The sequence below is a fragment of the Micromonospora sp. KC213 genome, assembly GCF_004348325.1.
In the GTDB taxonomy this organism is placed as follows: Bacteria; Actinomycetota; Actinomycetes; order Mycobacteriales; family Micromonosporaceae; genus Micromonospora.
In genome coordinates this window covers 1-1,450 of sequence record NZ_SMKF01000343.1, presented here as the reverse complement: position 1 = coordinate 1,450, position 1,450 = coordinate 1, and the positions used below count along the sequence as shown (strand labels likewise).

At 73.4% G+C, this 1,450-nt stretch carries 2 protein-coding genes; both read left to right on the top strand.

Features of this window, described 5'->3' with window-relative positions; all coding sequences use genetic code 11:
* Positions 1 to 830, top strand: an 830-nt coding sequence (locus E1166_RS30515; protein WP_132343252.1) for a chorismate-binding protein, incomplete at its 5' end; no start/stop codon positions are given.
* Positions 831 to 874: 44 nt separating this feature from the next.
* On the top strand, positions 875 to 1,450 hold a 576-nt coding region (locus E1166_RS30510), incomplete at its 3' end, for a TetR/AcrR family transcriptional regulator (protein ID WP_132343251.1).

The following is a 1,450-nucleotide window of genomic DNA, read 5'->3' as shown; positions in this document are numbered from 1 at the left end:
CCTCCCGGACCCCCCGAGGCTGGCGGCTCGACCCCTGGCGGGACAGCTGGACCCCCCGACAGCACGCCGACGCCGTCGAAGCCGCCCGCGCCGCCATCGCCCGTGGCGACGTCTACCAGGTCAACGTCGTCGGCCACGCCGCCGCCACCTACCACGGCGACCCCGCGCCGGCGCTGACCCGCCTCGCCGCGCTGCCCGGCGCCCGTTACGGCGGCACCCTGCACGGAGACGGCTGGGCCATCGGCTGCGCCTCCCCGGAAACCCTGGTCGAGGTCACCGGCGGACGCGTCATCACCCGACCCATCAAAGGCACCCGCCCGGCCACCACCGCCGGCCGCCGCGACCTGCTCGCCTCCGCCAAGGAACGCGCCGAACACATCATGATCGTCGACCTGGAACGCAACGACCTGGCCCGGGTGGCCCGCACCGGTTCCGTGCGGGTCGACGACCTGTACGCCGTACGCCGCTGGTGCGACCTGTGGCAGGCCGAATCGACCGTCTCCGCGGCCCTCGCCGACGGCCTGGGCCTGGCCGACCTGCTGCGCGCCGTCTGCCCCGGCGGCTCGGTCACCGGCGCACCGAAACTCGCCGCCCTCGACCGGATCGCCACCCTGGAACCCGTCGGGCGCGGCGCCAGCATGGGCGGCCTCGGCTGGATCGCACCCGGCCGCATCGACCTGGGCCTGACCATCCGCACCGTCGCCGCCGACGCCGAACGGCTGCACCTGTGGGCCGGCGGTGGCATCACCTGGGACAGCGAACCCGCCGCCGAGGTCGCCGAAGCCGCAGCCAAGGCCGCCCCCCTGCGGACCCTGCTCGCCGCCCGGTGAGCACCGGCCGTACACCATACGATCGCCCCGCTAGGGTGGATCCCGTGAACGTCGAGTACAGCGGCACCGGCGACCCCGCCCGCAGCCTCGCCCTGCTCTGGCGAACCCGCGACAAACCCAGCCGCAGAGGCGCCGAACTCACCGTCGACCGGATCGTCCGCGCCGCCATCGACGTCGCCGACACCGAAGGACTCGCCGCACTGTCGATGCGCCGCGTCGCCGAACGCCTCCACGTGGGCACCATGTCCCTCTACACCCACGTGCCCGGCAAAGGCGAACTCCTCGACGCCATGCTCGACACCGTCTACGGCGAAACCGCCCGCCCCGAGGACGTCCCCGACGACTGGCGTACCCGACTCGAACTGATCGCCCACGAGAACCGGGCGCTCTACCTGCGCCACCCATGGCTGCTCCAGGTCGCCACCACCCGCCCCCCACTCGGCCCCAACGTCACCGCAAAATACGAGTACGAGCTACGCGCCGTCGACGGCGTGGGCCTGACCGACCTGGAAATGGACGCCGTCATCACCCTCCTCGACGGCTACGTCCACGGCGCGGCACGCCACGCCGTCGAAGCCGCCCAGGCCACCCAACGCACCGGCCTGACCGACCAGCAGTGG